Annotated in this window: 26 protein-coding genes; 22 read left to right on the forward strand and 4 right to left on the reverse strand. The window is 73.4% G+C overall.

The genetic code is table 11. The features are described from left to right. The first annotated feature begins 35 nt into the window (after nucleotides 1-35). The 4 genes from ACYVLJ_RS20425 (at nucleotide 36) to ACYVLJ_RS20440 (ending at nucleotide 1,396) form a co-directional block, all read left to right on the forward strand. Entirely contained in the window at nucleotides 36-197 is a 162-nt protein-coding gene (locus ACYVLJ_RS20425; protein ID WP_451987299.1) for a hypothetical protein, read from the forward strand. Nucleotides 198-348: 151 nt separating this feature from the next. Next, nucleotides 349-573 (forward strand): helix-turn-helix domain-containing protein, encoded by a 225-nt coding sequence (locus ACYVLJ_RS20430; protein ID WP_451987301.1) that lies wholly within the window; start codon nucleotides 349-351, stop codon nucleotides 571-573. Continuing rightward, nucleotides 570-1,130, forward strand: coding sequence for a Clp protease N-terminal domain-containing protein (locus tag ACYVLJ_RS20435; protein WP_451987303.1), 561 nt, complete (start codon nucleotides 570-572; stop codon nucleotides 1,128-1,130). Before ACYVLJ_RS20430 ends, ACYVLJ_RS20435 begins: the two co-directional genes overlap by 4 nt. Beyond that, the gene (locus tag ACYVLJ_RS20440; protein WP_460439839.1) at nucleotides 1,127-1,396 is read left to right on the forward strand and encodes a hypothetical protein; all 270 of its coding nucleotides are present in this window, start codon (nucleotides 1,127-1,129) and stop codon (nucleotides 1,394-1,396) included. The genes ACYVLJ_RS20435 and ACYVLJ_RS20440 overlap by 4 nt, the downstream gene beginning before the upstream one ends. A gap of 313 nt (nucleotides 1,397-1,709) precedes the next feature. On the opposite strand, the gene ACYVLJ_RS20445 is transcribed toward ACYVLJ_RS20440, so the two are convergent. Further along, a complete protein-coding gene (locus ACYVLJ_RS20445; RefSeq protein WP_460439840.1) occupies nucleotides 1,710-2,315 on the reverse strand; it encodes a DUF3558 domain-containing protein in 606 nt (201 codons plus the stop codon). Nucleotides 2,316-2,547: 232 nt separating this feature from the next. On the opposite strand from ACYVLJ_RS20445, the gene ACYVLJ_RS20450 reads away from it, so the two are divergent. Beyond that, the gene (locus ACYVLJ_RS20450; protein ID WP_460439841.1) at nucleotides 2,548-3,381 is read left to right on the forward strand and encodes a S1 family peptidase; all 834 of its coding nucleotides are present in this window, start codon (nucleotides 2,548-2,550) and stop codon (nucleotides 3,379-3,381) included. Nucleotides 3,382-3,577: 196 nt separating this feature from the next. Further along, nucleotides 3,578-4,153, forward strand: coding sequence for a DUF2231 domain-containing protein (locus ACYVLJ_RS20455; protein ID WP_460439842.1), 576 nt, complete (start codon nucleotides 3,578-3,580; stop codon nucleotides 4,151-4,153). A 7-nt stretch (nucleotides 4,154-4,160) separates the two neighbouring features. On the opposite strand, the gene ACYVLJ_RS20460 is transcribed toward ACYVLJ_RS20455, so the two are convergent. Beyond that, nucleotides 4,161-5,186 (reverse strand): nitroreductase family protein, encoded by a 1,026-nt coding sequence (locus ACYVLJ_RS20460; RefSeq protein WP_460439843.1) that lies wholly within the window; start codon nucleotides 5,184-5,186, stop codon nucleotides 4,161-4,163. Between the two features lie 155 nt (nucleotides 5,187-5,341). Between ACYVLJ_RS20460 and ACYVLJ_RS20465 the strand changes: the two genes are divergently transcribed. Together ACYVLJ_RS20465 and ACYVLJ_RS20470 are read left to right on the forward strand one after the other, a co-directional pair. After that, the gene (locus tag ACYVLJ_RS20465) at nucleotides 5,342-5,773 is read left to right on the forward strand and encodes a DUF2267 domain-containing protein (RefSeq protein ID WP_460439844.1); all 432 of its coding nucleotides are present in this window, start codon (nucleotides 5,342-5,344) and stop codon (nucleotides 5,771-5,773) included. Next, complete coding sequence (locus ACYVLJ_RS20470; protein ID WP_460439845.1) at nucleotides 5,763-8,027, forward strand: heavy metal translocating P-type ATPase; 2,265 nt, start codon at nucleotides 5,763-5,765, stop codon at nucleotides 8,025-8,027. The genes ACYVLJ_RS20465 and ACYVLJ_RS20470 overlap by 11 nt, the downstream gene beginning before the upstream one ends. A 230-nt stretch (nucleotides 8,028-8,257) precedes the next feature. Here the strand turns inward: ACYVLJ_RS20470 and ACYVLJ_RS20475 are convergent, their stop codons facing one another. Then, nucleotides 8,258-9,388 (reverse strand): site-2 protease family protein, encoded by a 1,131-nt coding sequence (locus ACYVLJ_RS20475; RefSeq protein WP_460439846.1) that lies wholly within the window; start codon nucleotides 9,386-9,388, stop codon nucleotides 8,258-8,260. Nucleotides 9,389-9,518: 130 nt separating this feature from the next. Between ACYVLJ_RS20475 and ppk2 the strand changes: the two genes are divergently transcribed. Then, a complete protein-coding gene (gene ppk2, locus ACYVLJ_RS20480; protein ID WP_460439847.1) occupies nucleotides 9,519-10,331 on the forward strand; it encodes a polyphosphate kinase 2 family protein in 813 nt (270 codons plus the stop codon). 16 nt (nucleotides 10,332-10,347) lie between these two features. Further along, entirely contained in the window at nucleotides 10,348-10,533 is a 186-nt protein-coding gene (locus ACYVLJ_RS20485; protein ID WP_460439848.1) for a hypothetical protein, read from the forward strand. Here ACYVLJ_RS20485 and ACYVLJ_RS20490 read toward each other — a convergent pair. Further along, the gene (locus ACYVLJ_RS20490; RefSeq protein ID WP_460439849.1) at nucleotides 10,524-11,141 is read right to left on the reverse strand and encodes a hypothetical protein; all 618 of its coding nucleotides are present in this window, start codon (nucleotides 11,139-11,141) and stop codon (nucleotides 10,524-10,526) included. The genes ACYVLJ_RS20485 and ACYVLJ_RS20490 overlap by 10 nt on opposite strands. Before the next feature lie 125 nt (nucleotides 11,142-11,266). Between ACYVLJ_RS20490 and ACYVLJ_RS20495 the strand changes: the two genes are divergently transcribed. From ACYVLJ_RS20495 to ACYVLJ_RS20550, 12 genes are all read left to right on the forward strand, one after another. Beyond that, nucleotides 11,267-12,067, forward strand: coding sequence for a universal stress protein (locus ACYVLJ_RS20495; protein ID WP_460439850.1), 801 nt, complete (start codon nucleotides 11,267-11,269; stop codon nucleotides 12,065-12,067). 21 nt (nucleotides 12,068-12,088) lie between these two features. Beyond that, entirely contained in the window at nucleotides 12,089-12,676 is a 588-nt protein-coding gene (locus ACYVLJ_RS20500) for a CBS domain-containing protein (RefSeq protein WP_460439851.1), read from the forward strand. Further along, complete coding sequence (locus tag ACYVLJ_RS20505; protein ID WP_460439852.1) at nucleotides 12,673-13,197, forward strand: flavodoxin domain-containing protein; 525 nt, start codon at nucleotides 12,673-12,675, stop codon at nucleotides 13,195-13,197. The genes ACYVLJ_RS20500 and ACYVLJ_RS20505 overlap by 4 nt, the downstream gene beginning before the upstream one ends. Continuing rightward, on the forward strand, nucleotides 13,194-14,552 hold the full coding sequence (locus ACYVLJ_RS20510) for a DUF4389 domain-containing protein (RefSeq protein ID WP_460439853.1): 1,359 nt from the start codon (nucleotides 13,194-13,196) through the stop codon (nucleotides 14,550-14,552). The genes ACYVLJ_RS20505 and ACYVLJ_RS20510 overlap by 4 nt, the downstream gene beginning before the upstream one ends. 13 nt (nucleotides 14,553-14,565) lie before the next feature. Next, nucleotides 14,566-14,844 carry a DUF1918 domain-containing protein gene (locus ACYVLJ_RS20515; protein ID WP_460440190.1) on the forward strand — a complete coding sequence of 93 codons (279 nt, stop codon included), beginning with the start codon at nucleotides 14,566-14,568 and terminating at the stop codon, nucleotides 14,842-14,844. Beyond that, a complete protein-coding gene (locus ACYVLJ_RS20520; RefSeq protein ID WP_460439854.1) occupies nucleotides 14,828-15,733 on the forward strand; it encodes an adenine nucleotide alpha hydrolase family protein in 906 nt (301 codons plus the stop codon). The genes ACYVLJ_RS20515 and ACYVLJ_RS20520 overlap by 17 nt, the downstream gene beginning before the upstream one ends. Then, on the forward strand, nucleotides 15,730-16,137 hold the full coding sequence (locus ACYVLJ_RS20525; RefSeq protein ID WP_460439855.1) for a hypothetical protein: 408 nt from the start codon (nucleotides 15,730-15,732) through the stop codon (nucleotides 16,135-16,137). The genes ACYVLJ_RS20520 and ACYVLJ_RS20525 overlap by 4 nt, the downstream gene beginning before the upstream one ends. Then, nucleotides 16,134-17,243, forward strand: coding sequence for a CHAD domain-containing protein (locus ACYVLJ_RS20530; RefSeq protein ID WP_460439856.1), 1,110 nt, complete (start codon nucleotides 16,134-16,136; stop codon nucleotides 17,241-17,243). Before ACYVLJ_RS20525 ends, ACYVLJ_RS20530 begins: the two co-directional genes overlap by 4 nt. Before the next feature lie 69 nt (nucleotides 17,244-17,312). Beyond that, nucleotides 17,313-17,921 carry a CBS domain-containing protein gene (locus ACYVLJ_RS20535; protein ID WP_451987315.1) on the forward strand — a complete coding sequence of 203 codons (609 nt, stop codon included), beginning with the start codon at nucleotides 17,313-17,315 and terminating at the stop codon, nucleotides 17,919-17,921. Beyond that, the gene (locus ACYVLJ_RS20540) at nucleotides 17,918-18,823 is read left to right on the forward strand and encodes an adenine nucleotide alpha hydrolase family protein (protein ID WP_460439857.1); all 906 of its coding nucleotides are present in this window, start codon (nucleotides 17,918-17,920) and stop codon (nucleotides 18,821-18,823) included. The genes ACYVLJ_RS20535 and ACYVLJ_RS20540 overlap by 4 nt, the downstream gene beginning before the upstream one ends. Continuing rightward, nucleotides 18,820-21,165, forward strand: a complete 2,346-nt coding sequence (locus tag ACYVLJ_RS20545) for a phosphoketolase family protein (RefSeq protein WP_460439858.1) — start codon at nucleotides 18,820-18,822, stop codon at nucleotides 21,163-21,165. Before ACYVLJ_RS20540 ends, ACYVLJ_RS20545 begins: the two co-directional genes overlap by 4 nt. A gap of 35 nt (nucleotides 21,166-21,200) precedes the next feature. Next, a complete protein-coding gene (locus ACYVLJ_RS20550; RefSeq protein ID WP_460439859.1) occupies nucleotides 21,201-21,599 on the forward strand; it encodes a hypothetical protein in 399 nt (132 codons plus the stop codon). The last annotated feature ends 391 nt before the right edge of the window (nucleotides 21,600-21,990 follow it).

A 21,990-nucleotide genomic window follows, 5' to 3' on the forward strand; every position in this document is an offset into this window, starting at 1 on the left:
CGTGTCGTTCGGAATCGGCGTTGAAGGGAGCCGTCATGGGGTTGCTCATCGGTCTGCTGGTCGTCTGGGCGGTTCTGGTGGTGCTCGGCATGGTGATCAAGGGACTGTTCTGGCTGATCATCGTGGGTGCCGTGCTGTTCGTCGCGACGGGAGTGATCGGGATCGTCAAGCGCGGCGCCCTGAGCGCTCGCCGATGAGGTGATCACCGGCCCGTCCGCGGTGGCCGACTCGTCCCGGTCGTCACGCCGTATCCATGACGTCTGGCCTCCGGCGTCCACGTGGCGGCGAATGCCGCGCCCGTCGTCAGCATATGTTGACGACCGTCGGGTGTCAGCCTATGCTGACGGCATGGAGACGCGGATGCAGATCGCCGAAAGCGCGGCGAGTACCGACCCGGACGTCGGATTGCGTGCGGTGGCGGCGTTGCGGGTGCTGACCGAGGAACTCGAGGCGCTGCAGGTGGACCGGGCTCGCCGGGCGGGGTGGTCCTGGCAGGACATCGCGGCCCGGCTGGGGGTCACGAAGCAGACCGTGCATCGCAAGCACGGGCGCAGAAGCGGGGGGCAGGCATGAGGAATCCGCAGTTCGACGAGGACGTCCGGGCTCTGGTGCGCACCGCCCAGGACCGCGCTCGCGCCCTCGGGCACCCCTTCCTCGGCTGCGAGCACCTGCTCTACGCGATCGCGCACTCGCCCACGCCGGTCGGGGAAGCCGCTCGAGCCCTCGGCGTGACGCCGGATCGCGTCGCGGCCCAGACCGAGCGACTGCTGAACTCGCCGCGCAGCGTGTTCGACCGACTGGACGCCGAGGCGCTCGCCACCATCGGCATCGACCTGCAGGCGGTGCGGAACGCCGTCGAGGCCAACCTGGGGCCGGTGTCCGCGCCGACGCCGCGGACCTGGCGCCGGCGGCGCGTGCGGCTGCCCGGCCATCTGCCGGTCACCGGCCGGGCCCGGTCGTGCCTGGACACCGCCGCGAAGGATGCCCGGCATGCTGGAGCCTCGTGTGTCACCGAGCACCACATCGGCGCGGCGGTGGTCGCCGCGGATGGCGGGCTGGTCCCGCCGATCCTGGCCGCGCTGGGCGTCTCGCCACCGCAGCTGCGCACCGCGATGCTCCGCGGCCGATGACCAGGCGCCGTCTGCTGTGGGTGGTGCTGGGGGTGGCCGTGGTCCTGTGGGCGGGGAGCTGGCGGATCATCCACCTGGAGGTGACGCGGTGGCACCACATGGACTCGCACCTGCGGTTCATCCCGCCGCCGGTGCCGCCCGGCAGCCCGGCTCCCTCCGCGGGCCTTCCGGTGATCATGGCGTTGACCGTCGCGGCCGCTGCGCCGCTCGTGACCCTCGCCGCGGCGGTGTTGTTGTGGAGAAAGAGGCGTGCGCCTCGACGATGAACTCCCTGGGGGCTCGGTTCGCTCAGCGTCCACTCAACAGGCTTGGCCTAGTGTCGGTCACGGGACATCCGAGTGGGGAGGGCCGGCCTGATGATCGTCGTCGTGATCGTGGCGGCTGCCCTGTTCTGCTGTGCCATCGGGTTGCTGGTGTGGAGTCCGTTCTTGATTTCGAAGGAACCGCGACCGGGTCGAAGCGGCAGCGGCAAACCCGCGAACGCACCGAACGCGCAGAGCCGTGAGGGTTCTCGGCATCCTCGCGGCGGCCGGTTCGACACGTCGACGTAGGAACACTTTGTGGTGTCCCTGAGCGTGGTCATGGCGTTCGGTGGCCCTGGTACCCGATCACGTCGCCGGCGAAGGTGTCGGCTTCGGTGCACGGGTCGTCGTAGGCGGCGAGCTTGCGGTCACGGGCGTCGATGACGACGTCGAGGACCACGCCGGCGGCCACGCCGACCTCGATCCGGCAATGACCGACGCCGTCTTCGACGTGCACGGCCGGGTAGCTGTGCACGACGGTCGGCTCGAACGCCGAGAACTGCGTCCGCCGTGCGTAGACGCCTTCGAGGCCTCCGCCCGTGGTGTCGATCGAGGCGTAGTAAGTCAATCCGGAGGTGTCCGAAGGCATCCAGGAACACATGGGTCCGTCCGGGCCCGCGATGACACTGCCTGGACGGGTAACGAAGAACCGGCCCAGCGTGGACGCGGGCAGGAGATCGCAGGGTTTCGGTCCGTACGCGCCCAGGTCCAGCGGATCGCCGGGGATCGGCGGGGACAGCGGCGGCGGGGAGGGGGGAGTCGAGCAGCCGGTCGCCAGCGCAGCGGCACCCAGCACCGCGAGGGTCACCGTGACCGTTCGGACGCGTTCTTTGGCCGGTGCCCCGAGAAAGTGCGCAGGGGCCCGTCGTGGTGGCCGGTGCACGCCGGTCCTCCTCTCGGTCCGCTACCGGCCTCGACCTTAGCGGGGCCAGCCTGACAGAACGCTGAGAGCGCAGGGCCGGCGATGGCGAGATCCACTGTGGACCGAAGAACGGCCTCGCGCGGTCGTCACCTGACGGAAAATCACCGACTTTCCCTACTGAGGTAGGTGGTGACCGAAGGGCTGCTCGGGCGACGCTGGAGGTGTCCCCCTCCGGATCACCTGGGAGTGCCTCATGAACACGTCCCTGTCCAGAATCATGTTCACCGCCGGAATCGCGGCGGCCTCCGTGCTTGCCTTGGGAGCACCGGCTTCGGCCGCGCCCGATGCGGCTGCGCTCGCGTCCGCGAAAGGTGTGCTCGACCGCGTCCACAATGTCCCCAACACGGCCTGGGGTATCGATCCCGCCACGCACCAGATCGTCGTCACGATCTCCGACGCCGCGCACGGCAGCGGGATGGCGAGTTTGCGCGCCGCGATCGCTTCGCTCGGTTCGGCTGTCCGCGTCAAGCACACGACCAAGCCACTGACGACGCAGGTCTACGACGGCGACGAGATCAGCACCGGTCAGATCATCTGCTCGGCCGGGTTCAACGTCACCAGCGGCGGCCAGCAGTACATCATCACCGCGGGACACTGCACCCAGGGCGGCCCGGCCTGGCAGGGGATCGGACCCTCGGTCGATTCCAGCTTCCCCGGCACCGACTACGGCCTGATCCGCAACGACTCCGGCGACGGTCCCGGTGAGGTCGACCTTTACGACGGCACCACGCAGCCCATCACCCAGGCCGGCGACGCCTACGTCGGGGAGCAGGTCTGCAAGAGCGGCCGCACCACCGGACTGACGTGCGGCACGGTCACCGCGCTCGACCAGACGGTCAACTACGGCAACGGAGACGTCGTCTACGGCCTGATCGAGACCAACGTCCATTCCGACCACGGCGACAGCGGCGGCGCTCTGTTCGACGGCAGCACCGCGCTGGGCACCGTGTCCGGCGGCGACAGCACCACCGACTACTTCCAGCCGGTCACCGCGGCGCTGAACGCCTACGGCGTGGGCCTCGCCTGACCTGAGCCTGCGCACTTCCTCGTCACGCACGTGCGTACCTTCGCTGCCGGATCGTGTCGCGGCCGCGACACGATCCGCTCGATGCCCCGGTGAACAGGGCTGGTCTTCTTACCCTGTTCTCACCATCGTCACATCGGATGCTCACCCGGCGCCGCCAAGATGATCACCGTCGCGGACATCGACCCCGAAGGACGTCATGACGACGATCAACGGCCTGCCGGCCCACATCCTGCTCGTGCACGCGATCGTCGTGCTGCTGCCGTTGAGCGCGGTGCTCCTGGTGGTGAGCAGTTTCTGGCCGAAGGCGCGCGGCAAGCTCGCCGGGCCGAACGCGCTGCTGGCCGTGCTCGTGACGATCCTCGTCCCGGTCACCACGGACGCGGGGGAGTGGCTCGAACGGCGCGTCGCGAGCACCCTGTTGCTGCACACCCACACCGAACTCGGGGACACCGCGCTCTACGTCGCCATCCCGGTGGCCGTCCTCGCGCTCGTGGTGTGGTGGCGTCAGCGTGAAAGCACGGTCGACGCCGCTGAGTCCCGGGGCGACGACGAACTCCCGGGCACCGGCGGGGGCACCGCCACCGCGGTGCGCCGCAAGACCTACCTCGCGCCCGCCTCGACGACGGTCACCACCGTGCTCGCCATCCTCGCCGTCCTGGCCGCCGGAGCGGCCTGCTACGACATCTACCGCATCGGCGACTCCGGCGCGCAAGCGACGTGGCAGGGCAACTTCAGCCAGACCCCCGCGCCACCCGCCGGCCGCCCGGGCTGACCGTCGCTCACGACCCGGCCCGGCGCCGCAGCTGCTCCGGGATCGGCAACCCGGCACCGTAGAGGTGTGGCCGCGGCCGGAGGACTTCGTCGATCGGGCGGCGAGGTGGTGCCGGCAGCGGATCCGCGTCTTCGGGCGCGTAGCCGATCCGGATCACCAGCTGGGGCTCTAGGCGTCCACTGAGGACGCAGTCGCGGACCAGGCCGCGGGTGGCGGCCAGCTCCAGCGGCTCGCTGTACACGCACGTCGCGAGGTTCAGGCGGGTCGCGGTCAGCAGGACCGCGCTGGCGGCTTCGCCGGCCCGCAGGCGGTCGAGGGCCGAGTCGCCCGCCGTGGCCAGCACCGTGAGGGCCGCGCCGTCGGGGCCCGCCCGGTCGGGCAGCCGCGCGCCGGCGAATGCGCGGACCCGGAGTTCTCTCGCGGGGGCGAGGGCCAGGATCGCGTTGCGGGCGGGGACGCCGTCCGGGGCGTGTTCGCGGCCGCTCCACGCCGCCAGCTCGACCTCGTAGTCCGGGTCGGCCCGGTGCAGTCCCGCGGCTTCCACAGCGGCACTGGTGAGCGCCGACCGGCGTGCCGCGTCGGTGACCACGTGCAGCTGCGCACCCTGGTCGGACGCGCTTTTCTGCAGGAACACCTCGTCCCGGACGAGCAGGGGCCGGCCGGCGAAGCGACGCCGGTGCGAGCGGCGGCGCGGAATGGCCGCCGCGAGGGCGATGTCGCCGTCCCGGGTGTCGTGCGGCACCAGCTCGATCCGGGCGAGGACGCCGGGTTCGGGCAGCCGCTCGACGTGGGCCGCCCAGCCCATCGCCGCGGCGGCCACGGTGAAGTGGTGCAGCGCGCAGCCGCAGCTGACCAGCTGGTCGCGGCCGTCGGGGTCGGTGTGGCGCAACCGCCGGCGCGGGTCGGCGCGCAGCTCGACCGTGCGGCCGCCGTAGTGCCACTGCCACGGCTGGGAGTTGTGCACCGACGGGGCCCGCACGGCGAGCGCGACGGCCGCCTTGACGGTGTACGCGTCAGGCATCGTGTGGTCCATCGCTCCTCCTCGGATCGCTTACCCCCATGGTTGCGCCGGACGGCGGCGGGCCCCAGGGCCGAAGGGCTTCGCGGAAGGGACCTTGTCGAGGCCCTTAGGCCCTTTTCCCCGCAGGAGCGGCAGCCGACCCTGGGGGACCGCACCCGGGAGGCGCCATGCATGCGAACGATCCCTTCGCCCACGCGGAAAACACCGCGCGGACCTGGCTCGCGGCCGTGGGCGACGCGCTCGGGACCGAGGACCGGCACGCGGCCTACCGCGCGGTCCGGGCCTGGCTGCACACGGTCCGCGACCGGCTCACCGTCGAGGCGGCCGTGCATTTCGCCGCGCAGCTGCCCGAGCTGCTGCGCGGCGTCTACTTCGAGGGCTGGACACCGAGCCACGTGCCGACCCGGTACGACGTGCCGGGGTTCGTCGGGCGCTTCGCCGGCTCGGCGGGCATCGCCCGGGCCGAAGTCCCCGCCACTGCGGCGGCCGTGACCGCGGCTTTCGACCGGCTCTGCTCGCCCGGCCGGCTCGACCACGTCCTGAAGCTGCTGCCCGCCCGCCTCGTCGACCTGCTCACCGGGGATCGCCGTGCGCGCTGAAACCCGACGGGAAGCCGTCCTGCTCGGCGGCGTCCTGCTGCTGGTCGCCGCCGGGGGCGTCGCGTGGTGGGCCGGCGCGCCGGTCGTCGCGGACGCGGCCTGGGCGGCGGCGGACCTGCTCACCCTGGTCCCGGCCGTGGTGTGGGTGGCGGCCGATCTCCGGGCCCGGCGCTGGGGTGCCGACCTGCTCGCGGTGCTGGCGCTCGTCGCGACCGTCGCGGTGGGGGAGTACCTCGCGGGGGCGATCGTCGCCGCGATGGTCGCCACCGGGCGCGTCCTCGAAGCCGGCGCGCAACGGCGGGCCGGCCGGAACCTGACGGCCCTGCTGGAGCGGGCGCCCCGGCTCGCGCACCGGCGCACCGGGGACGGCCACGAGACCGTGCCGGTCGACGCCGTCCGCGCCGGGGAGCTGATCGTGGTCCTGCCGGGCGAGGTCGTCCCGGTGGACGGCCTGCTCCCGGACGGCGGGACCTTCGACGAGTCCGCGCTGACCGGCGAACCCCTGCCGGTGTCCCGGCCGCCGGACGACACCGTCCACAGTGGAGTGGTCAACGCGGGCGCCGCGGTCACCGTGCGGGCGAGCGCCGCCGCGGCCGACAGCGCCTACGCCGGCGTCGTCCGGCTCGCGGAGCAAGCCGCGGCCCGGACCGCGCGGATCGCCCGGATCGCCGACCGCGTCGCGGTCTGGTTCCTCCCGGCGTCCCTGCTGATCGCCGCGCTCGCCTGGCTGCTGACGGGGGAGGCCGGGCGCGCGGTCGCGGTGCTGGTGACGGCGACGCCGTGCCCGCTGCTGCTGGCCGTCCCGATCGCGGTAACCGGTGGCATGTCCCGCGCCTCGAAGGCCGGCGTCGTCGTCAAGGACGGCGCCGCGCTCGAAGCCCTCGGCCGCGCTTCGGTGCTGTTGATGGACAAGACCGGCACGGTGACCCGCGGCCGGCCTGAAATCACCGACGTCGTGTGCGCGCCGGGCCACGACGTGGCCGAGGTCCTCGAACGCGCGGCGGGCGTGGAGCAGTACTCGCCGCACGTTCTGGCTGCGGCCGTGGTGCGCGCGGCGGCTTCCGCGGGAGTCGTGCCGGCGGCGGCCGAAGACGTCTCCGAGGAGGTCGGTTCGGGCGTGTGCGGCCGGGTCCGCGGGCACGGGGTGCGCGTGGGCCGCCGGCCGGGCATCGAGCTGCCGGCCTGGGCGCGGGCGGCCGCCCGCCGGGGCCGGCTGGACCTCGCTTCGGTGCTGTGGGTGGAGTTCGACGGCGAGCCCGTCGCGGCGTTGCTCGCGAAGGACCCGATCCGGCCCGACGCGGCCCGCACGATGCGCCGGCTGCGCGCCGCCGGGATCGGCGACGTCCGGCTGCTCACCGGCGACCGCGTCGACAACGCGCGCGAAGTCGCCGCGATGCTGGGCCTGGACGACGTCCACGCCGAGGTGACGCCGGCGGAGAAGCTCCGCGAGGTGGACGCCGCGCGTGCCCGTGGGGTGACCGTGATGACCGGCGACGGGGTCAACGACGCGCCCGCCCTCGCCGCGGCGGACGTCGGCGTCGCGCTCGGTTCGCGGGGCGCGACGGCGGCCGCGCAGGCCGCGGACGCGGTGATCCTGGACGACCGCCTCGACCGGCTCGCCGACGCGGCGGAGATCGCCCGCCGTTCGCACCGGCTGGCCGTGGGCAGTGCGGTGGCCGGAACGCTGCTGTCGCTGCTCGCGATGCTCGCCGCGGCGGGCGGTTTCCTGGTCCCGGTCGCCGGCGCGCTGGTGCAGGAGGCCATCGACGTCGTGGTCATCCTGAACGCGTTGCGCGCCTTGGGAGAGCGGAAGAGCCGCGGCCCGGCACCGGCGGCGATGATGCGCCGGTTCGAGACCGAGCACCAGAAGCTGCTCCCGGCGCGCGCGGCGGTCCGGCAGGCCGCGGACGCACTGGCCGAGGGCGCGACCCCGACGGCGGACACGGCCGCGCGCACGGCCGCGCGCCTGCTCACCGACCAGCTGCTGCCGCACGAGGCGGCGGAGGAGACCGAGCTGTACCCGGCACTGGCGGCGGCCCTGGGCGGGCCCGAAGGCACGGTGACGATGAGCCGCGAGCACGCCGAGATCGGCCGCCTGGCCCGCCGTCTGCAGCGCCACCTGACCGAGGCCCCGGACGGCATCCAGCCCGACCAGGTCGACGACCTGCGCGCGACGCTCTACGGCCTCGACGCGGTGCTGACCCTGCACTTCGCGCAGGAGGAAGAAGCGTATTTCACGCTGCCTTCGGTTTGACCGGGGTGCTTCGGCCGGGGTGGCTGGGGGTGGGGCGGTGGCCTCGGTGCCCGGTGCCGCCGGTTCGGGTGTGCGGGCGGTGTCGCCGGGGGCGCGTATTTCATGCTGCCTTCGGCGTGACCGGGGTGCTTCGGCCGAGGTGGCTGGGGGCGCAGCGGTGGGCTTCGGTGCCCGGCGCCGCCGGTTTCACGCTGCCTTTGGCGTGACCGCGCGAACTTCGGCCGACGTGGCTAGTGGGCGGGGCGGTGGGCTTCGGTGCCCAGCACCGCCAGCTCCACCGTGCGGGCGATGTCGCCGGGGCTCACCACGCCCACGAGCGCGCCGTCCGCGACCACCAGGGCGAGGTCCTGCCCGGGGCGGCCGCCGATCCGCGAGAGGACCGCCGTCAGCGGGGTCTCGGGGCTCGCCACGAGGCACTCGGGCGGGCGGGCGCAGACGTCCTCGACCCGCGTCGACGCCCTCGTCCGTTCCGGCACCCGGGCGAGCTGGGCCAGGCTGATCACCCCGGCCGGACGGCCGTCGAACGTCACCACCGGGTAGGTGCGGAACCGGGCGGACGCGGCCTGGTCGACGAACGCCCGCACGGTGAACCACCCGGGCGCGGTCGCCGGCTGCCGGGTCATGATCTCGCCGAGCCGGATCCGGGCCAGGACCTCGCGTGCCGGGCCGGCCGCGAGCTCGGCACGGGCGCTGAACGCGAGGAACCAGCCGATGCCGACCAGCCACAGCCCGGCGAAGCTGCCCAGCCACAGGAGCTCGAACAGTCCCGCGGCGGCCACCACCACGCCGACGACGTGGCCGGACCGGGCGGCCGCCGCCTGGGCGCGCCGCTTGTCGCCGGTGCGCTTCCAGACGGCGGCCTGCAGCACCCGGCCGCCGTCCAAGGGCGCGCCGGGGAGCAGGTTGAACACGCCCAGCAGGAGGTTCGTCCAGCCGAGCCAGGACAGCGTGTCGCCGGCGATGCCGGTGAGCGGCAGCGACGCCCCCAGGAACGCGGCCCCGGCCACGAGGCTCGCGAGCGGCCCGGAGATCGCGACCGCGAACGCGACGCGCGGTGCCGGCGGCTCGTCGGACATCTCGGTGCTGCCGCCGAGCAGCCACAGCGTCACGCGCTCGACGGCGAGCCCGTGGTGCCGCGCGACCAGCGCGTGGCTGAGCTCGTGCACCAGCAGCGACGCCAGGAACACCACGGATCCGGCCGCGCCGGCGACCCAGTAGACGACCGGCGAGCGGCCCGGGACGGCTGCCGGCAGCAGGGACTGCGCCAGCAGCTCGGCCAGCAGGGCCATGATCAGGAGCACGGACCAGTGCGCGCCGACGCGGATGCCGGCCGGGCGCCCGAGCGGGAACGTCGCTTGCATACCCCGACGGTCCCCCGGCCCGCGCACGCGGGCGAGGGCCGCACCGCCCCGGGGCGAAGGACCAAAGGCCCCTGCTCCGCCGACGTCCGGCCGCAGTCCCGGGACGAGCGGAGTTCGTAGCGTCGGGGGTATGGCCGGACGGAAGAAAGCGCGGCTCCCCCGCGCGGTCTACGAGCGCGAACTGCTTCGCCTGCAAGCCGAGCTGGTGAAGCTCCAGGAATGGGTGCGGGCCGAAGGCGCTCGCCTGGTCGTCGTGTTCGAAGGCCGGGACGCCGCCGGCAAGGGCAGCACGATCAAGCGCGTCACCGAGCACCTGAACCCGCGCGTGGTGCGGATCGCGGCGCTGCCGAGCCCGACCGAACGCGAACGCACGCAGTGGTACTTCCAGCGCTACGTCGAACACTTGCCGGCCGCGGGCGAGATCGTGTTGTTCGACCGCAGCTGGTACAACCGCGCCGGCGTCGAGCGCGTGATGGGGTTCTGCACCCCCGAGGAGCACCGCCGGTTCCTGCAGCAGTGCCCGATCTTCGAGCGCCTGCTCATCGACGACGGCGTCCTGCTGCGCAAGTACTGGTTCTCGGTCAGCCTGGACGAGCAGGAACGCCGGTTCCGTGCCCGCATCGACGACCCCATGCGACGCTGGAAGCTCTCGACGATCGACCTGCAGTCGGTGACGCACTGGGAGGACTACTCGCGGGCGAAGGACGACATGTTCGTCCACACCGACACCACCGAGTCGCCCTGGCTCGTGGTGGAAAGCGAGGAGAAGCGGCGCGGGCGGCTGAACATGATCGCCCACCTGCTCGCGAGCGTGCCGTACTTCGAGGTGCCGCGGCAGGCGGTGTCGCTGCCGCCGCGGCCCGAGCCGGCCGGCTACTTCCGCACCGACCGGCGGTTGCAGACCTACGTACCCGACCACGCGGCGACCCTGCTGCCGCATTGACCGGAGGAGGAAAACCATGGACGACAAGGAAAAGGCCGCGATCGAAGCCGAGGCGCGGCGTGACGTCGCCGAGCGCGGGCGGCACGGCGGCCCGAAGGTCGGCCGGTACCTGCACGCGGTCGAGCACCACGCGGTCAAGGAGAACGAAGCGGACGTCGTCCCGGCCACCGAAGAGGGACCGGCCGGCGGCCGTCAGGGCTGATCCGTGCGTGTGTACGCCGCGAGGGCCCCCTCCCGGGCCTTCGCGGCGATCGCGCGGACGAGCGCCGTGTGGACGGACCCGATAGCCGGCCGCGAGAGCCGCCAGTACCGGCGGAACTTCACCCAGCTCTGCGGGTCGCTCATCCGGACCCGCGTGTGCACGGTCAGCAGCGTGCGGTGCGGGCCGTACGGGACCACCGACGCCGCCAGCACGAGCTTCCCGAACCCGGGCTCGTCGAACGCCGCGAAGTCGTCGGGTTCCACCCGGCGCCAGGTGATCACGGGCTTCCAGAACTGGCCGGCCACCCCGAGCGCGAACTCGCTGCCCGGCCGGTCGGCGAGCAGGGTCCACTCCGAGCCGGCGTCGAGGTCGTCCGGGGTCAGCCGGGTCGGGCGGCGGGGCGGGCCGTGGCGGCGGTTGTGCCAGCGCTCGGGCAGCATGCGCAGCCACCCCGCGGCCGACGCGACGCCGCCGCGGACGTCGGTGAAGTCCAGTTCGCGCGCCGCGGCGTAGGTCTCCTTCACGGGCGCGTCCACGATCGCGGTGCGCACCACCTCGAAGTGCGGGTGCGGCAGGTAGTGGTCGATGAGCAGATCGGGTGTCGTCATCGTCCCAGCGTCGGCGAACACGGCCGCCGGGACAGGCGGATTTGGTCCCCGGCGAAAGGGACTTCGTGCCCTGACCGCCCGGTACGCGCCCCGCCCATGCTGATCCGGAGACCGCAGGAGGAGCCATGACCGCAAGCCGCCCGGTGCTCGTCGGGGTGGACGCCTCGGCGCCGTCGTTCGCCGCCACTCGCTGGGCCGCGGAGGAAGCACACCGGCGTGACGCGACGGTGCGGCTGCTGCACGCCTGCGTCTTCGACGACTCACCCCCGCGAGAACACGACGAACTTCTGCTGGAGCACGTCCACCGCCTGCTTCGCCGCAGCGCCGAGATCGCCCGCGAGTGGGCGCCCGGGGTCCGGGTCGAAACGGCGGTCGAACTCGGGCTCGCCGCCGACGTGCTGCTCGCCGGCGCGGCCGGCGCGGCGCTCGTCGTGCTCGGTTCGCACGGTCTCGGCGGCCTGCGCGGCGCGCTGATCGGTTCGGTGGCCCTGCGGGTGGCTTCGGAGGCGCCCTGCCCGGTCGTGGTGGTGCCCGTGCACCAGGCGGTCCGCACCGGGCCCGTCGTCGTCGGCGTGGACGCTTCCGAGTCGAGCGAGCACGCGCTGCGGTTCGCCGTCGAGGAAGCCGCCGACCGGCGGGCGCCGCTGCTGGTCGTGCACGCCTGGCACACCGGCGACGGCGTCGACGAGCGGGAAAAGCTGGCGGCCCGCGTGGCGAGCTGGACCGGCAAGTACCCGGATCTCGAGGTCTTCACCCAGGCGGTGGCGGACCGCGTCCCGGCCCGTGCGTTGCGGCACGCCGCGCCGGACGCGCGCTTGATCGTGGTCGGCACGCGGGGCCGCGGCCCGGTCGCGGGCGGGGTCCTCGGCTCGACCGGCAACGACCTGCTCGCGCACGCGGCCTGCCCGGTCGCGGTCGTGCACTGAACTTCCAGGAGAGGAGCCGTCGTGAAGGCACGCGACATCATGACGCGGCCCGTGGTGCGGGTCGGCCCGGGAACCCCCGTCCGCGAGGCCATCGTGCAGCTCACCGAGCACTGCGTGGCGGCCCTGCCGGTGGTGGGGGCCGAGGACGCCGTGCTCGGGATGTTCACCGAGGCCGACGCGCTCCGCAGCGGCCTCCCGGGGCAAGGCCCGGCGGCGGAGGTGCTGGTGGGCGCGAAGATGACCACGCCGGCCGTGACGGTGGACCTCGACACCGACGTCGCCGAGATCGCGCGGAAGATGCTGGGCGACCGGCTGCGCAGCGTCCCGGTGGTCGACGACGACGGCGTGCTCGTCGGCATCGTCAGCCGCCGCGACATGCTCAGCCCGATGGTGCGCCAGGACGACACGATCGCCTCGCACCTCAACGCGCTGCTGACCGACTACTCGAGTCACCGCGACCGGTGGACGATCTCCGTCACCGGCGGCATGGTGACCATCCGCGGCGTCTTCGTCGACGAGGCCGAGCGCCGCGTCGTCACCGCGCTGGCGAGGACGATCTACGGCGTTGTCGGCGTCGAGTTGGGGGAAGAAGCCTCGGTGCCGACATGAAGGTTCTCGTCGCGGTGGCGACCCGGCACGGCGCCACCAGGGAAATCGCCGAAAACGTGGCCACGGCCATCGGTTCCGCGCTGACCGAAGCCGGGATGTGGTCGCTGGTCGAGGTCCGCGACGCCGGCCTGGTGCACTCGGTCGACGGCTTCGACGCCGTCGTCCTCGGCAGCGCCGTCTACATGGGACACTGGCTGGAGCCGGCCAGGAAGCTCGCGGAGTCCTTTTCGGACGAACTGCGGCGGAGGCAGGTCTGGCTCTTCTCCAGCGGCCCGGTGGGCGAGCAGAAACGCCCCGCCGAGGAGCCGGTCGTCGTCGATGACCTCGTCCGCCGGGTCGGCGCCCGCGGCCACCGGCTGTTCGGCGGGAAGATCGACCGCCGGACGCTCAAGTTCCCCGAACGTGCCGTCGTGACGGCCTTGCGGGTCGCCGACGCCGACAACCGGGACTGGCCCACGATCCGCGCCTGGGGCCGGGAGATCGGGACGATCCTCGCCCACGCCGAAAGGAGCGTGTCATGAGCGAATACCCGGTGCGGGTCGAGGCGACCCTGGACGAGCCCCTGTCCCGCGGGCTGTGGCTGGTGAAGTGGCTGCTGGCCGTTCCGCACTACGTCGTGCTGGCGTTCCTCTGGTTCGCCTACCCCTTCGTGACGATCGCCGCCTTCTTCGCGATCCTCGTGACCGGCCGGTACCCGCGGCCGCTGTTCGACTTCACCGCCGGGGTGCTGCGCTGGAGCTGGCGGGTGCAGTACTACTCCTACGCCGCCCTGGGCACCGACCGGTACCCGCCGTTCACCTTCGCCGACGTCCCGGACTACCCGGCGCGGCTCGAGATCGCCTATCCCGGACGGCTTTCCCGCGGGCTGGTGCTGGTGAAGTGGTGGCTGCTGGCCATCCCGCACTTCGTGGTCGTCGGCCTGTTCGTCGGCGGGGGCAGCTGGCTGGTGCTGCGCACGGGCGGCGACCAGACGTTCGACTGGGCCGCGGGCGGTCTCGTCGGCGTGCTGGTCGTCGTGGCCGGCGTGGTGCTGCTGTTCACCGGCCGCTACCCGCGGCCGATCTTCGACTTCGTGCTCGGCATGGACCGCTGGGTGCTGCGCGTCGCGGCCTACGTGTCCCTGATGACCGACGAGTACCCGCCGTTCCGGCTCGACATGGGCGGCGCGGAAGCCGGTCACGAGCCGCCGCACCCGGAGGCACCGCACCCGCACGCGGCGGGCTGGACCGCGGGCCGGATCGCCGCCGCGGTGACCGGCGCGGTGCTGGTGCTCGGCTCGATGGGCCTGGTCACCGGGGGTGCGACCCTGCTCTGGGCCGACCGTACCCAGCGCGACGCCGACGGTTACCTGTCCGCGTCGAGCACCTTCGTCTCGGCCGGGTACGCGGTCGCGTCCGACCCCGTGCGGCTGGAGGGATTGTCGGTGCCGAAGCTCACGAGCTTCGTCGGGGACGTCCGGATCCGGGCCACCGGCGACCGTCCCGTTTTCGTGGGAATCGGCCGCTCGGGTGACGTCGAGCGCTATCTGGCCGCGACGGAGTACGCGGTCGCCGGCGACGGGACGCACGCGGGTGGTGCCCCGGCGGCCCCGCCCGGTGACGCGGGGGTCTGGGTGGCCAGTGCGTCCGGCGCGGGCACGCAGACCGTCGCGTGGCCGGTGCTCGCCGGGCAGTGGACCGCCGTGGTGATGAACGCCGACGGGTCGCGCGGGGTTTCGGTGCGCGCGGAAGCGGGTGCCACCGCGCCCGCCCTCGGCTGGATCGCGCTGGCCCTGCTCGCTTCCGGGGCCCTCGTGCTGGCCGGCGGGGTCGTGCTGATCGCCGTCGCGGCGCACCGCGCCTCCCGGCGGCCCGAGCCGTCCACAGTGGACTCGTGAGGAAGTGATGACCATGCTCGCACAGCCGGGTGACTGGCTCGTCGTCAAGGGACCGTGGGTCGACGCGCCCGAGCAGCGCGGCCGGATCCTGGAGGTCCGCTCGGCCGACGGGAGCCCGCCCTACGTCGTCCGCTGGACGGCCGACGACCACGTGTCGACGGTCTTCCCCGGCCCCGACGCGATCGTGCTGACCGCCGAGGAGGAACAGGCGGAAGAACATCGCGCGCGCGGCCGGTTCGACCGGGTCCGGCAGGAGATCCACCGGGAGGACGGCCATGCCCGGGTTCGCTGACGGCGCGGTCGTCGCCGGGATCGACGGTTCCCCGTCCGCGGTCCAGGCCGCGGTCTGGGCCGGGGCGGAGGCCGTCCGGCGCGGTCGTCCGCTGCGGCTGGTGCAGGTCTATAGCCTGCCGCAGGTGAACGCGCCGGTCGCGTTCGGCACGCACGAGCAGGTCCGGACGGGCCTGGCGGACCGCGCCCGGGAATGGCTCACCGCGGCGAAAGCCGCCGTGCTCGCCGAGCACCCGGGCCTCGAGGTCGTCACCGCCGCGCGCGAATGGAGCCCGGTCACCGCGCTGGTCCAGGAGTCCGAGCACGCCGAACTGGTCGTGCTGGGCTCGCGCGGCCTGGGCGGGTTCACCGGTCTGCTCGTCGGGTCGACCGCCGTCTCGATCGTGGCGCACGCGCACTGCCCGATCGTCGTGGTCCGGGGCCGGACGCCGCACGACCCGCCGCCGGCCACCGGTCCCGTGCTCGTCGGCGCGGACGGTTCCCCGGACAGCGACGCGGCGGTGGCGTTCGCGTGCGAAGAGGCCCGGCTGCGCGGCGCCGAGCTGCGAGCGGTGCACACCTGGAGCGACGTCCTCGCCGACGGCATGCTCCGCGCGCACCCGCTGGAGGAGGACCCGGCGGCGATCCAGCGGGCCGAGCGGGACAAGCTCGCCGAGCAGGTGGCCGGCTGGCAGGCGAAGTACCCGGACCTGCCGATCGAGTTCGACGTCGTCCGCGGGCGCCCGGTGCGCACCCTGCTCGAGCGCGGCGAGCACGCGCAGCTGATCGTGGTCGGCTGCCGGGGCCGCGGCGGGTTCACGGGCATGCTGCTCGGCTCGACCAGCCAGGCCCTGGTCGCGCACGCGCCGTGCCCGGTCGCCGTCGTCCGGCCGCAGAGGAGCGGGACATGACCTCGCTGCGGACCCGGGCGACCATGCGCCTGCTGGCCACGTTCGAGACCCTGTTCGCCGCGAGCGCGGTGTACGGCGGGATTGCGCTGATCGCCGGGGCGCCGGGGTTCCGGCTGCCCGTCGAGTGGCTGACCCCGCTGGGCCTGACCAGCTGGGTGCTGCCCGGCATCGCCCTCGTGCTCGTGGTCGGCGGTTCGCTGGCCTGGGCGGCCGTCTTCGCCTGGCGGATCGACTTCCGGGCCCCGGTCGCGGCGCTGGCCGCCGGCGCGGTGCTCGCCGGCTGGCTCGCGGTCCAGTTCGGGGTCATCGGGGTGCGGGCGCCGATCCAGTGGGTGACCGCCGGGCTGCTCGTCGTCCTGCTCGGGCTGGCGCTGCTGGCCCGCCGAAGGCTGGAGACGTCATGAGCGCGACGGTCACGATCCTGCACGAGACGGAGTTCTTCGACACCGAGGGCCTGCGCCTGCTGAGGAACGGCCTGACCTTGAGCTCCCGCGCCGGACGGTGGTGCCTCGACACCCCGGACGGGCAGGTCAGCGTCTTCGGCGCGGATCACGGCGTGCCGCCGGCGTTGTCCCGGCTCGTGCGCGCCTACACCCGGGACGACGAACTGGTGCCGGTCGCCCGGCTGCGGGGCGGGCCGGACGAGCTCCGCGCCCGGCTCGGCAAGCGGCTCACGACGCCGGCCCGGCCCGACGACGGCTCGGCACGGAGCGTGGTGCTGCGGTACGTGCGGAAGCAGATCGCCGCGCTGGCCGCCGCGGACCTCGCCGTCCGGCAGGGCAAACCCGACTCGGTGCACCGGATGCGCGTGGCCGCCCGGCGGCTGCGTGGTGCCTTCTCGGCCTACGCCCCGGTGCTGGGCGGGCGGAAGCTGCTGAAGGAGCTCAGCGCCGCGCTGCGGTGGCTGGGCCGCGAACTCGCGCCCGCCCGGGACACCGAGGTCCAGTGGGCCCGGGCCCGGGCCTGGGCCGGGGAGCGCACCGACGCCTACTTCGCCGAACTCACCGAAGAGGCGAACGCCCGGGTGCGGCGCGCGCTGGACAGCCGCCGGTACGTCCAGCTGCTCAACGCGCTCGACGTGCTCGAGGTCGTGTTGAGCGAAGAGCCGTGGCGGAAAGCGGTTCGCCGGCCCGCGGCGAAAGTGCTGCCCCGGCTGGCCCGCGCCGTGGTCGAGGAGGTGGACGGCCGGGTGGCCGCGCTGCCGGCCGCGCCGGACCGCGATCGTGCCGTCCACGAGGTGCGCAAGGCCGCCAAGCGCCTGCGCTACGCGCTCGAAGCCGGCGCCTTGCCCTCCGGCACGAAGGCCCTGCGGACGTTCCAGGACCTGCTCGGCGAGTTCCAGGACGCGGTCGTCGCGCAAGCGCACCTGCGCGTGCTGGCGGAGCGCGGGTTCGTGGTGGACGCGGACGCCGAAGCAGCTACGGCGGAGCACTGCGCGTCGGAGCTGCCCGCGGCGTGGCACGACCTCCGACGCGAGCTGCGGCGGGACCTTCGGCCCCACGACCGGTGACCGATGGCGGCGGTGCACCGGACGCCGGCTTCCTAGGTTGACAGGTGACCCGAAAGGCAGGAACACCCGATGCGAGCACGCGACCTGATGACGGCGCCGGTGATCACCGTGCACCCGTGGACGTCCGCCAAGGAGGCGGCCGAACTGCTGTCCGCGCACGGTTTCACCGCACTGCCCGTGGTGGACGACGACGACCGGCTCATCGGCATCGTCACCGAGGCCGACCTGATCCGCGGCCGCATCCCGGCCGACCCGCGGTACGTCCACGAACCCCGCGAGACCGTCGCCGGCAAGGCGGTCGGCGACCTGATGACCACCCCCGCCACCGCCATGAGCACCGGCACCGACGTCGCGGACCTGTGCCAGGCGCTGGTGGACGCGCGGATCCGCGCGATGCCGATCGTCGACGGCTCGGCCGTCGTGGGCATCGTCACCCGCGGCGACGTCGTCCGGGTGCTCGCCCGGGAAGACGTCGAGATCGCCAGGGACGTCCGGCACCGGCTCGAGGTCTACGGCGGCAGCGGCCGCTGGAAGGTCGAGGTCCGGGACGGGTTCGTGCACATCACCGACCAGTTCGACGACGACACCGACCGGCACGTCGCGCAGCTGCTGGCGCTCGCCGTGCCGGGCGTCGTCGCCGCCGAGACCGCCTACGCGGGTGAGGAGCAGAAACGATGACCGCGATCGACCCGAGGATCACCGTGGGCGTGGACGGCTCGGCCGGCGCCGGCGCGGCCGTCGCGTGGGCGGCGAAGATCGCCTCCCTGCGCCACCTGGAGCTGAAGATCGTCAACGGCCTGCAGGTCGCCGGGTTGTACTACGGTGGCGGCCTTTCCGGCATCGGCGCGGAGACCCTGTTCGACGCGATCCTGGCCGACGGGCAGCGGGCGGTCGCCGACGCGCGCAAGCTCGCGCTGTCGGTCGACAAGGACCTCGCGATCACCACCGAGGTGCCCAACGACCCGCCGGTACCGCGGCTGATCGACGAGTCCCGGCACGCCCGGATGCTCGTCGTCGGCGCGACCGGCTCCGGCGGCTTCACGGGCATGCTCGTCGGCGGGACCGCCGCGTCGGTGGCCGGGCACGCGCACTGTCCCGTCGCGGTCGTCCGCGGCCGCCACGGCTCCGCCGCGATCCCGGAGCAGGGACCGGTCGTCGCCGGCGTCGACGGCAGCCCCAACAGCGAACAGGCGCTCGCCGTCGCGTTCGAAGAGGCTTCGCTGCGCGGTGCGCCGCTGGTGGCGGTGCACGCCTGGACCGACCTCACCTACGAAGACACCCGGGGCACGGCCCGCATCCCGGTCGACCCGGCGATGCTGGCGGAAGAGGAAGAGCGGCTGCTCGGCCAGCGGCTCGCCGGCTGGGGTGAGAAGTACCCGGACGTCCGGGTCCGCCGGGAGATCGTGCGCGACCGGCCGCGGCACGCGCTGCTGACCGCCTCCGCCGAGGCCCAGCTCGTCGTCGTGGGCAGCCACGGCCGGGGCGGCTTCACCGGGATGCTGCTCGGCTCCACCAGCCAGGCCCTGGTCCAGCACGCCCAGTGCCCGGTGCTCGTGGTCCGCCCGGAGCGGAAGGCGTGACCGCGCTCGGCACCCGGCCCGCGGTGCTCGGCAGCACCGAACTCGCCCAGGTGGACGCCCTCTGGCGGGCCGCGAACTACCTCGCGGCCGGCCAGATCCACCTGATGGCCAACCCGCTGCTGCGCGAACCGCTGCGCCCCGAGCACGTCAAGCCGAGACTGCTCGGGCACTGGGGGACCTCGCCCGGACTCAACTTCGTGTACGCCCACCTGAACCGCGCGATCCGCACGCACGACCTGAACGCCCTGCTCGTCACCGGCCCGGGCCACGGCGGCCCGGCACTGCTGGCGAACACGTGGCTCGAAGGCAGCTACACCGACGCCTGGCCCGAGGTCACCCGGGACGCCGCCGGGATGGCGGAGCTGTTCAAGCAGTTCTCCTTCCCCGGCGGCGTGCCCAGCCACGTGGCGCCGCAGGTGCCCGGGTCGATCCACGAAGGCGGCGAGCTGGGCTACTCGCTCGCGCACGCCTTCGGTGCGGCCTTCGACAACCCCGGGCTCGTGGTCGCGTGCGTCGTCGGCGACGGCGAGGCCGAAACCGGCCCGCTCGCGACGTCGTGGCACGCCAACAAGTTCCTCGACCCGGTCCGCGACGGCGCGGTGCTGCCGATCCTGCACCTCAACGGCTACAAGATCGCCAACCCGACGGTCCTGTCCCGCATCCCGCCGGCCGAGCTGGAGGCGTTGCTGCGCGGCTACGGGTACGAGCCGATCCACGTCGAAGGCCACGAACCGGCGGCGATGCACCAGGCCATGGCGGCCGCGCTCGACACGGCGCTCGGCCTCCTCGCGCAACGGCGCGGGGTGTGGCCGGTGATCGTGCTGCGCAGCCCCAAGGGCTGGACCGGTCCGTCCGTTGTGGACGGTCTGCCGGTCGAGGGCACCTGGCGGTCGCACCAGGTGCCGATCCCGGACGTCCGGAACAACCCGGAGCACCTGAAGCAACTGGAGGACTGGCTGCGGTCCTACCGCCCGGAGGAGCTCTTCGACGAAGCCGGCCGCCCGGTCGCCGACGTCACGGCGCTGATCCCGGCGGGGGAGCGGCGGATGGGCGCCAACCCGAACGCCAACGGGGGCGTGCTGCTGCGCCCGCTCTCGCTGCCGGACGTCGCGGCGCACGCGGTCGCGGTCACCTCACCGGGAGCCACGCAGGCCGAGCCGACCCGGGTGCTCGGCCGGTTCCTGCGGGACGTCTTCGCGCTCAACGCCGACCGGGCGAACTTCCGCCTGTTCGGGCCGGACGAGACGGCGTCCAACCGGCTCGACGCGGTCTACGACGTCACGGCGAAGGAGTGGCAGGCGGCGGTCGAGCCGGCCGACGAGCACCTCTCCCGCGACGGCCGGGTGCTGGAGGTGCTTTCGGAACACCTGTGCCAGGGCTGGCTCGAGGGGTACCTGCTGTCGGGCCGGCACGGGCTCTTCTCCTGCTACGAAGCGTTCGTGCACATCGTCGACTCGATGGTGAACCAGCACATCAAGTGGCTCCGCGTGCACCGGGCGATCCCGTGGCGGCGGCCGATCGCGTCGCTGAACTACCTGCTCACGTCGCACGTCTGGCGGCAGGACCACAACGGCTTTTCCCACCAAGACCCCGGGTTCGTCGACCACGTCGCGAACAAGAGCTCCGAAGTCGTGCGCGTCTACTTCCCGCCGGACACCAACACGCTGCTGGAGGTCGCGGCGCACTGCCTGCGCAGCCGCGACTACGTGAACGTGGTCGTCGCGGGGAAGAACGAAACGCCGAACTGGCTCGACGCGGAGCAGGCCGCGCTGCACTGCGCCCGGGGCGTGAGCATCTGGGAGTGGGCGAGCACGCGGACCGACCGCGAACCGGACGTCGTCCTGGCCTGCGCGGGCGACGCGCCGACATTGGAAGTCCTTGCGGCGGCTTCGATCCTGCGGCGGGAGCTGCCGTCGCTCGCGGTCCGCGTGGTGAACGTCGTCGACCTGATGCGCCTGCAGCCGGCCGACGAGCACCCGCACGGGCTCTCGGACCGCGAGTTCGACGCGCTGTTCACCCCGGACCGCCCGGTGATCTTCGCCTACCACGGCTACCCGTGGCTGATCCACCGGCTGGCCTACCGCCGCACCGGGCACCACGACCTCCACGTGCGCGGCTACACCGAGCACGGCACCACGACGACACCGTTCGACATGCTGGTGCTCAACCACCTGGACCGGTTCCAGCTGGTGATCGACGTGATCGACCGGGTACCGGGCCTGGTGGCGACGGCCGGCGTCCTGCGGCAGCGGATGACCGAGGCGCAGGGCCGGCACCGCCGGTGGATCCGCGCCCACGGCGAGGACCTGCCGGAGGTGCGGCACTGGACCTGGGAGGGCTGAGGCGTGCGCGGCGTGCTCCCGCCGGGGGCGTGAAGGTGCCCAAGACGTGGTGCCCGCCGCACAAGCCGGACGTGCCGGTGGTGCTGCGCGACCAGGCCGACGCGGTCGCCGAGGTGCTGACCGCGCGCGGGGCCTGCCGACCGGCGGGGAGCTGCACACGCCGTTGGCGGCGCGCCAGGCGTTCGGCACGCCACTGGAGGACGTGGTCGAGCTGGCCGAGCGGCTCGGCGACGCCGCCGGACGGCCACCTGACGGCCTTGGTCCTCACCGCGTTCGACATGCTGCACGAAGCCCTGGACAGCCTGCCGTACCCCGACGGCGCACTGTCCTCATCGGACGCCGCGGAACACGCGTACCGGCGGGCCGAGCACCTCGCGCTCGCCGTCCCGCGGCTGCGCCGACGCACCTCCTACGCCGTTGGCAAGATCTCCTGACTGGTCGAGTGCGCGCGGGAGGTGATGGGCACCCAGGGCCGGTTGCGCGGCCTGCTGCACGCCACCCAGATGGTGACCGGCGAGCTCGACCTGCTGACGCTGCTGCGCCGGATCGTGCAGGCGGCCCGCGAGCTGCTGGGCGTGATCGGGGTAGGCGGGCAGCTCGTCGAGTTCGTCCACGCTGCCATAGGCGACGAGACGGTGGCGAGGGTCTTCCGGCGGCCCGAGGGCAGGGCCTGCGCGGGGCGGTCGTGGAGGAGGCACGCCCGATCCGGCTCGCGAACATCGCCGACGACCGGCGGTCTTCGGGGTCTCGGACGAGCACCCGCCCATGCACAGCTTCCTGGGAGTACGACGGAGACTGGCGCAACAGCACTCTCATCACCCACCA

The sequence above is a fragment of the Amycolatopsis stemonae genome, from assembly GCF_054781455.1.

Coding starts and splice junctions, on each gene's coding strand:
- ACYVLJ_RS20425 (WP_451987299.1), top strand. CDS start 36: ATGGGGTTGCTCATCGGTCTGCTGGTCGTCTGGGCGGTTCTGGTGGTG.
- ACYVLJ_RS20430 (WP_451987301.1), top strand. CDS start 349: ATGGAGACGCGGATGCAGATCGCCGAAAGCGCGGCGAGTACCGACCCG.
- ACYVLJ_RS20435 (WP_451987303.1), top strand. CDS start 570: ATGAGGAATCCGCAGTTCGACGAGGACGTCCGGGCTCTGGTGCGCACC.
- ACYVLJ_RS20440 (WP_460439839.1), top strand. CDS start 1,127: ATGACCAGGCGCCGTCTGCTGTGGGTGGTGCTGGGGGTGGCCGTGGTC.
- ACYVLJ_RS20450 (WP_460439841.1), top strand. CDS start 2,548: ATGAACACGTCCCTGTCCAGAATCATGTTCACCGCCGGAATCGCGGCG.
- ACYVLJ_RS20455 (WP_460439842.1), top strand. CDS start 3,578: ATGACGACGATCAACGGCCTGCCGGCCCACATCCTGCTCGTGCACGCG.
- ACYVLJ_RS20460 (WP_460439843.1), bottom strand. CDS start 5,186: ATGGACCACACGATGCCTGACGCGTACACCGTCAAGGCGGCCGTCGCG.
- ACYVLJ_RS20465 (WP_460439844.1), top strand. CDS start 5,342: ATGCATGCGAACGATCCCTTCGCCCACGCGGAAAACACCGCGCGGACC.
- ACYVLJ_RS20475 (WP_460439846.1), bottom strand. CDS start 9,388: ATGCAAGCGACGTTCCCGCTCGGGCGCCCGGCCGGCATCCGCGTCGGC.
- ppk2 (WP_460439847.1), top strand. CDS start 9,519: ATGGCCGGACGGAAGAAAGCGCGGCTCCCCCGCGCGGTCTACGAGCGC.
- ACYVLJ_RS20485 (WP_460439848.1), top strand. CDS start 10,348: ATGGACGACAAGGAAAAGGCCGCGATCGAAGCCGAGGCGCGGCGTGAC.
- ACYVLJ_RS20490 (WP_460439849.1), bottom strand. CDS start 11,141: ATGACGACACCCGATCTGCTCATCGACCACTACCTGCCGCACCCGCAC.
- ACYVLJ_RS20495 (WP_460439850.1), top strand. CDS start 11,267: ATGACCGCAAGCCGCCCGGTGCTCGTCGGGGTGGACGCCTCGGCGCCG.
- ACYVLJ_RS20505 (WP_460439852.1), top strand. CDS start 12,673: ATGAAGGTTCTCGTCGCGGTGGCGACCCGGCACGGCGCCACCAGGGAA.
- ACYVLJ_RS20510 (WP_460439853.1), top strand. CDS start 13,194: ATGAGCGAATACCCGGTGCGGGTCGAGGCGACCCTGGACGAGCCCCTG.
- ACYVLJ_RS20515 (WP_460440190.1), top strand. CDS start 14,566: ATGCTCGCACAGCCGGGTGACTGGCTCGTCGTCAAGGGACCGTGGGTC.
- ACYVLJ_RS20520 (WP_460439854.1), top strand. CDS start 14,828: ATGCCCGGGTTCGCTGACGGCGCGGTCGTCGCCGGGATCGACGGTTCC.
- ACYVLJ_RS20525 (WP_460439855.1), top strand. CDS start 15,730: ATGACCTCGCTGCGGACCCGGGCGACCATGCGCCTGCTGGCCACGTTC.
- ACYVLJ_RS20530 (WP_460439856.1), top strand. CDS start 16,134: ATGAGCGCGACGGTCACGATCCTGCACGAGACGGAGTTCTTCGACACC.
- ACYVLJ_RS20535 (WP_451987315.1), top strand. CDS start 17,313: ATGCGAGCACGCGACCTGATGACGGCGCCGGTGATCACCGTGCACCCG.
- ACYVLJ_RS20540 (WP_460439857.1), top strand. CDS start 17,918: ATGACCGCGATCGACCCGAGGATCACCGTGGGCGTGGACGGCTCGGCC.